This is a genomic window from Tenacibaculum sp. E3R01 (assembly GCF_003318185.1).
Taxonomy (GTDB): Bacteria; Bacteroidota; Bacteroidia; order Flavobacteriales; family Flavobacteriaceae; genus Polaribacter; species Polaribacter halocynthiae.
The window spans coordinates 1-7268 of the sequence record NZ_QOCC01000032.1; the positions used below are offsets into that span (position 1 = coordinate 1).

Sequence of the window (7268 nt, forward strand, 5' to 3'; positions counted from 1 at the left end):
CTCGCAGACAATTAATTTCATCTATTTTAATTACTTTTACGTTAAAATTACGCAACTAACCATACACAAATACGTTGTACACAATATAAATCAAGAAAATGAAGAGAAAAATAATTACACTTTTAATATTAGTAATATTCATAAGTTTTGGACATGCACAATCAGAAAAAATAAATATTAAAACAGATCATTTGACAGAAGTAAATTATCTGAAAATGGATGATTTTTATTTAACTCATTATTTATATATCGACTTATTTTTGAGAGAAAATCTTTTTCCAGAAGCCAATACCGAAGATGTTTCATCAATTATAAAAGCTCTTAAAAAATATGTTTCAATAGAGAACAAATTAGAAATTGAAATTGAAAAACCAGGGAAAAGAAGTTACTTAATTAGATTTGCAATTTTAAAGAAAGATGACGGAACTGAACTTTTAATTGCTTTCACGAATTGGAGTGTAAAGAAAAAGAAGTTTGAAAAAGAAATCAAAATAGAAAATAATTCGTATACAAGATGGTATTTTCTAAATGGAAACAAAATGACTTACAGAAAAGATATGTCTAATCAGAATGATTACTCAACTACGAAAAAATCTGATTTAGCTAATGCGTATTTATTTGATGAGCTATCTGATAACGATACTAAGATAAAAAGTACTTTAGACGAACTTTTAAATAAAAGTGACTTGAGTATATCAGATAAAATTATGGGGAATTTACTTCTCTTAAAATACCTAATTTTTAAAAAAAATAATGAAAATGTAACTAAGCAAGTCAAATATCTGAATCAATTATTTGAAACGAATAAAACTGAAACAAATCTTAGAGGGTTGAAAATAGCATTTAATGCTACAAAATTCCAAATAGAATTAACAAAATAAATACTGTGTACAACACCATATAAAATTAATTGCTGTTTTAGACTTAAACAAAGGTCGTTGCATTTTTGTTACGTCTGATTTCCCTTCGGAAAATCCTCGCACACAAAACCGCAACTAATCTTATACAAACACGTTGTGCTTCATTATCCAAAATACACGGATTTAAAACGAAAAATGGGACTAAAAGAAGAAAAAATAAAAAGAGATATTGAAATACTGAAAGATGGTCCAATATGTAAATACTTCAAAAACGAAATTTTGGACAAAGATTTAGTTTGGTTTAATAATAATAATTTTGAGGTTACAGAAATGGATTGTCGGAATTGGAATCGTAAAAACGCTCATCAGAAATTAAAAACTGCTCTGAATTTTCCAGATTATTATGGAGAGAATTTGAATGCATTCAATGATTGTCTTGCCGATTTATATAACAAAAAATATAAAGGGTTAATATTAGTTTTTAGGAATTTCGACAACTTTGTTGAAGAAGATGGAAAATTTGCAGAAGGAATTCTTGAAAATATTGCAGACGAGTCTCGAATTTGGCTTGTAACTGGACAAAAATTAATTGGACTTGTACAAACGAACAATCCTGATTTGAACTTTCCAAAATTGGGTGGAATAAGTCCAAGTTGGAATTCACATGAATGGTTTGATTCTGACAGAAAAAAATAACGAAAGCACAACAAAATGTATAATTAATTGCTCACGGACTTATTCCTTCGGAAAAATCTCGCAGACAATTAATTTCATGTTTTTTAATTACTTTTACGTTAAAATTGCGCAACTAACCATACACAAATACGTTGTAAAACATTTTGACCCGTCCTAAAATAAGGCTACATAATTTTAAACATTATGTACAAAAATGACAAAGTAATTAGACGTTACAGCGAACCTTTTAAATTAAAAATTTTAGCCGAACTTACCATCGGAAAACACACAAAGAGCGAACTTTGTAAACTCTATTCCATTGCTCCTACAACAGTAAATGAGTGGATTAAAAAATACAACCGTAAAGACTTAATGAACACCAGAGTAAAAGTGGAAACTAAAGACGAAATATCTAGAATTAAAGCGCTTCAAAAAGAAATAGAACAGCTTAAAAAATTACTACTTAAAAAAGATCTGGATGCTATGATCGAAGAATCCTATCTTGAAGTAGCGGCGGAAGATCTCGGTTACAAATCTATTGCTGAACTAAAAAAAAAGTTAAGTATAAAGCCTTAATTAAAGCTAAAGAAAAAGCTAAGGGATTTGCTTCTTTAAAGACTATAACCCATTGTTTTGGACATAAACGTGACGCGTATTATAAATACAAATCTAGAGCTGATAAACGTTTAAAAATAGAACAACAGATTATTAACATCGTTAAAAAAAGACGCAAATCCCTTCCTAGAGAAGGTGTAAGAAAACTTGTGAAATCATTAGATGTAGATTTTAATAAAGGGAATATTAAAATTGGTAGAGACACTATATTTAATGTGCTTAGAAAGAATCAGATGCTAACACTTAGAAAGAAAACAAGTGCTAGAACTACAAACTCATATCATCGTTTTTATAAATATAATAACATCATAAAAGACTTAAAAATTACTAAAGCTAACCAAGTTTGGGTCTCTGATATAACATACATTAGAACCCTAAAAGGATTTTGTTACCTAGCCTTAATAACTGATATGCATTCAAGGAAAATAGTAGGTTACGACCTAAGTGATAGTTTAGAATTAAAAGGATGTGTAAGAGCTCTTAATAAGGCTATTTATCAAGCTAAAGACATTAAACAACTCATTCATCACTCGGATAGAGGAATACAGTATTGTAGTAATCTGTACACACAAATACTTAAAAGAAAAAAGATAGAGATTAGTATGACCCAAGAAAATCATTGTTACGAAAACGCAATGGCAGAGCGCGTAAATGGAATTTTAAAAGATGAATTTTATCTCGACCAAACCTTTGATAACGTGAGTCACGCAAAGAGAGCGGCAAAAAATGCAATTAATTTATACAACGAAATAAGATTACACTTATCTTTAGACTATAAAACACCTAATATGGTATATAAATTATCAGCTTAAAAATCAATTTTAACCTGTAGCCATATTTCAGGACTAGACATTATGAAAAAACAAATTCTAACAATAATTTTACTTCTGATTTCAAGTCTGACTTTTGCTTGTAGTTGCAAATGGGGCGGGAATTTTATAAAATCTTCTAAATATTCTGAAGTAATAATTAAAGCCAAAGTTGTTGAAATGTTGTGGCATTTTGAAGATGGGAAAACGTTAAGTAGTGATGACAATTTTGGAGATTATTTGATCAAAACTGATAAAAGATATTATCAATCAATAAAAGTTGAAGTTATTGAATTAATAAAAGGGAAAGAAGTAAGGAAAATCTTTGAAATTTACGGAAGTGACGGAGTTGATTGTCGAGAAAGCATTCATCTGTTTGTAATTGACAAAATTTATGTTTTCGGAATTTACAAAACTCAAAAAAACGAATATAGTCAACCTAATGAAGACGAAAAGGATTATGCGATTGGCGGATGTTCTGAAAAATGGTTAGAATATTTACCTGAAACGAATGAAGTAAAAGGTTATATAAAAGGAAAAAATAGAAGAAAAAAAAGAAAATATTGTTACGAAAAACTGAAAGAAAAAATAACGTAGCACAACATCATATAAAATTAATTGCTGGTTTTAGCTCGCTTGGGAAATTCCTTCGGAATTTCACCGTTCGTGATTAATCTAGTAAATTAGTTACTTGAAAAACGCAACTAAATTTATACAAACACGTTGTACGCAATTTGAGAAAACTAACAATCATATCGTTTTTGATTATACTCTTTAGCTGTAAACAAAAAGAGGAAAAAGTAATATCGGAATTTACCGAGCAAGACGCATATGAAATAATAAATGCTCATCTTATTGGGCAACTGAAAAAGAATGATGCAGACTCGATAATATATTGGAATAACCGACAATTGAAAAGTCCAGAATTTGAACATACATTTATAGAATCTGATAGAATTTTAAACTTTACTGAAATTCCGGCACCTTATCCAATTTTCACTTCTGAATATTGGGAAACAGATAAGATAAAAGGTATAACTGTAATGAATTGGAAAGAATACGATTCCTTCTTTGAAAAAAATGATTCTATTGATTTAGAAGCGTTATGGGATTCAAAATTTAATGGAGAATTTATTCACAATGTTTCCTTTCCAATTTACAACACTGAAACTAAAATTGCTGTTATCAGAGATTACGATTATCGACCATTTCTAATTTGTGGAACTGGATTGGATAACTTGTATTACTATAAGAAAACAAAAAAAGGATGGACAATTCTGAAATAAAAAACTGCGTACAACAATGTATAACCGCAATTACGACGGATTCGACTGCGTCCGAATCCACTCGGAATTGCAAACGTCAGTGCTTAACCGAAAAGTAGTAATTTAAAACCCGTAACTGACGGTTATACGAGACCGTTACTTTAGACCCACAAAAGATTGGGATTTACTAATTATTTCCCCAAACAAAAAATTAATTTCAGTAATTGAACTTAAATCTCAAGTTGGTTCATTTGGAAATAATTTCAATAACCGAACTGAAGAATCTTTAGGAAGTGCAATCGATTTATGGACAGCCTATAGAGAAAAAGCCTACCCAAATCAATCAGCACCTTGGGTTGGATATTTAATGCTCGTTGAAAAATCAGAGAAATCAACCAAACCAGTAAGAGTTAGTGAACCTCATTTTAAAGTGTTACCTGAATTTATTGGTGGCTCATATCTCGATAGATATAAAATACTTTGTCAAAAACTAATGTTAGAAAGACATTATTCTCAATGTTGTTTAATGTGGTCAAAGCAAGATTCGACATTTGGAAATGTAGCAGAAGAATCATCTATTGATTCATTTCTTTACTCTTTTGTCGGACATTTAATTGGTCAATTGAATGAATTTAAATAAGGTGTATGGAGCGTAAAAATGGCAGAAAACACGGGGAAGTTTTTACTCAACTAAATGAAGTGAAATACGTTCCTTCTAACAATCTAAAAAAGATTAAAATTCTTGAACCTGCATCAGGTCAAGGTGCTTTTGCTATTGAAATAATCAAACGTCTTTTTCAATCATCAAGAAACTATGACTTCGACTTTATAAAAGCGATAAATGAAAATGTAAGGTTTGTAGAATTAGATAGTTCAAGTTGCGAAAATCTTGAAAATAATATTTTAGAAACTATTGAGAGTTTAGGTTTCAAATCTAATAAAGTTGAAAAAAATATTTTTTCAAATACTGATTTTTTATTCAAGGACTTTGATTTTAAATTTGACTGTATTGTTGGAAACCCTCCATATATTAGACACGAAATAATAGACACGAAACTAAAGAGTGAATACAAAAAAGTTTTTTCAACTTTCAAGTTTAGAGCAGATTTATATGTCCTTTTTTACGAAAAATCATTGAAATTATTATCTCCTAATGGTTTACTCTCATTTATATGTTCAAATAGGTGGCTTTTCAACCAATATGGACGACCTTTAAGAAAAATGATAGCTGAAGATTATCATATTTCGAAAATAGTAAACATAGAAAAAGCTAATGTGTTTGATGAAGAGGTTATTGCCTATCCTTGTATAACTACAATAATAAATAGTAAAGGAAAACTAACAGAATATTACGAATCTCAAGAAAAAATCATTGATATAAACAGCTTGAGATTTGATTCAATAACTTCACCAAAAAATGAATCTTGGCAAAATTTATTTTTAGACTACAATATCAACCATAGCTCTTTGATTGGAATTATAGAACAAGGTTTTGAAATTGGTATTGGAGTAGCAACAGGTACTGATAAAGTATATCTAAAAAAAGAGTCTGAATTAAATGGAATAGAAAGAAATAGAGTTATTCCTATAATCAAATCTAACTGTCTTAAAGGAGAAACTATCAATTGGGATAACTCTTATGTAATTAATCCATTCATTGATGGAGAATTATGTGATTTAAGTAAATATCCTAATTTAGAATCTTATTTCGAATCAAAAAAAGAAATTTTACTAAAACGACACATAGCAAAAAAAACGCCTAAATTTTGGTATAAAACAATCGACAAAATAAAACCTGATTTACAGAAAAGATACAAATTACTACTACCTGATCTTTCAGGTTGTAAGTTTCTTTTCATAGATGAAGGTAAGTTTTATCCTCATCACAATATATATTACATAACACATACGGACTTAAACAAATTGAAAATATTAGCCTGTATACTTATGTCTGACTTCATTAAAAACCAGCTTTCTCAAATTGGGATTAGAATGAATGGTGGATTACCACGTTTTCAAACCCAAACATTAAAGAAATTAAGAATTCCGCAACTAACTGAATTTAATAATTCTGACAGAAAAAAATTAATTGAATCATACGAGAAACGGAATTTAGAAAATATAAACAAAGTGATTAATAAATACTGCACCCAACACCGTATAAAAGTAATGGCGGATATAGTAATTAATCCAAAGACAGTGAATAAAAAAAAGGTAGCGGTTTAATAGAAGAATCAGAGTAAAAACCCGCCACTACTCTTATACCAAACGTTGTAAGTAATTAAAAAAATGAATAAACCGATAATAATTATACTTTCAACTTTATTAATTTCAAGCTGTACTGATATTAATCAAACAGAAAATAAGATTGCAGAAATGGAAATTTTACGTGCAGAAAATGATAGTCTGAGAAAAATTGTGGCGGAAATAAATAATAAATTTGTATTTGACAGCATTTCGTTTAGAGACATTTACAATCCGAAAAACACTTACGAAAGGCGTTCAGATTTTAATATTGAACTTCTAGTTGTTGGATATACCCCCAAGCAAGAGTTATTTTGTGAAGTTTGACAGTATTGTAGACGGACAAAAAATAAATGCAGATACTTTAAAACAAATCAACGGCGGATTTAAATATAATCGAAAATTAACTAGGAAAGAAAATAAAATACAAATTGAAATGAATATTGAAAACAAATATGGAAAAAAAGAAGTGGAATCTTATTTGAAAAAATAATAACTAAAAACTAATGGCAACACTGTATATAATTAATCTATAGTAATCAACCACTTACGAAAATCCTCACGGATTTTCTATTCGGTTTGTATTTGCTAAATTAGTTGCTGAAACACGCAACGAAATCATACACAAACACGTTGTGCAACATAATGACCCGTCCTGAAATAAGGCTACATAATTTTAAACATTATGTATAGAAATGACAAAGTCATTAGACGTTACAGTGAACCTTTCAAATTAAAAATTTTAGCCGAACTTACAATCGGAAAACACACAAAGAGCCAACTTTGTAAACTCTACTCCA

The 7268-nt window shown here is 29.2% G+C and carries 10 protein-coding genes; all 10 read left to right on the forward strand.

The genetic code is table 11. From position 1 onward, the window contains the following. Window positions 1-98: 98 nt before the first annotated feature. The 10 genes from DS884_RS18190 (at window position 99) to DS884_RS18690 (ending at window position 6961) form a co-directional block, all read left to right on the forward strand. On the forward strand, window positions 99-881 hold the full coding sequence (locus DS884_RS18190; protein ID WP_113787777.1) for a hypothetical protein: 783 nt from the start codon (window positions 99-101) through the stop codon (window positions 879-881). Between the two features lie 174 nt (window positions 882-1055). Next, window positions 1056-1556: a barstar family protein gene (locus DS884_RS18195; RefSeq protein WP_113787778.1), complete on the forward strand. Its 501-nt coding sequence runs from the start codon at window positions 1056-1058 to the stop codon at window positions 1554-1556. Window positions 1557-1739: 183 nt separating this feature from the next. Further along, window positions 1740-2111: a transposase gene (locus DS884_RS18200; RefSeq protein WP_093870395.1), complete on the forward strand. Its 372-nt coding sequence runs from the start codon at window positions 1740-1742 to the stop codon at window positions 2109-2111. After that, window positions 2111-2962, forward strand: a complete 852-nt coding sequence (locus DS884_RS18205; protein ID WP_113787779.1) for an IS3 family transposase — start codon at window positions 2111-2113, stop codon at window positions 2960-2962. Before DS884_RS18200 ends, DS884_RS18205 begins: the two co-directional genes overlap by 1 nt. Window positions 2963-3004: 42 nt before the next feature. After that, window positions 3005-3556 carry a hypothetical protein gene (locus tag DS884_RS18210; protein ID WP_113787780.1) on the forward strand — a complete coding sequence of 184 codons (552 nt, stop codon included), beginning with the start codon at window positions 3005-3007 and terminating at the stop codon, window positions 3554-3556. Window positions 3557-3693: 137 nt separating this feature from the next. Further along, window positions 3694-4245 carry a hypothetical protein gene (locus DS884_RS18215; RefSeq protein WP_158530882.1) on the forward strand — a complete coding sequence of 184 codons (552 nt, stop codon included), beginning with the start codon at window positions 3694-3696 and terminating at the stop codon, window positions 4243-4245. 124 nt (window positions 4246-4369) lie between these two features. Next, complete coding sequence (locus DS884_RS18220) at window positions 4370-4864, forward strand: PaeR7I family type II restriction endonuclease (RefSeq protein ID WP_255414835.1); 495 nt, start codon at window positions 4370-4372, stop codon at window positions 4862-4864. Window positions 4865-4869: 5 nt separating this feature from the next. Next, window positions 4870-6450: an Eco57I restriction-modification methylase domain-containing protein gene (locus DS884_RS18225; RefSeq protein ID WP_113787783.1), complete on the forward strand. Its 1581-nt coding sequence runs from the start codon at window positions 4870-4872 to the stop codon at window positions 6448-6450. A 63-nt stretch (window positions 6451-6513) separates the two neighbouring features. Beyond that, window positions 6514-6795 carry a hypothetical protein gene (locus tag DS884_RS18685; RefSeq protein WP_233487193.1) on the forward strand — a complete coding sequence of 94 codons (282 nt, stop codon included), beginning with the start codon at window positions 6514-6516 and terminating at the stop codon, window positions 6793-6795. Further along, window positions 6785-6961 carry a hypothetical protein gene (locus DS884_RS18690; protein ID WP_233487194.1) on the forward strand — a complete coding sequence of 59 codons (177 nt, stop codon included), beginning with the start codon at window positions 6785-6787 and terminating at the stop codon, window positions 6959-6961. The genes DS884_RS18685 and DS884_RS18690 overlap by 11 nt, the downstream gene beginning before the upstream one ends. The last annotated feature ends 307 nt before the right edge of the window (window positions 6962-7268 follow it).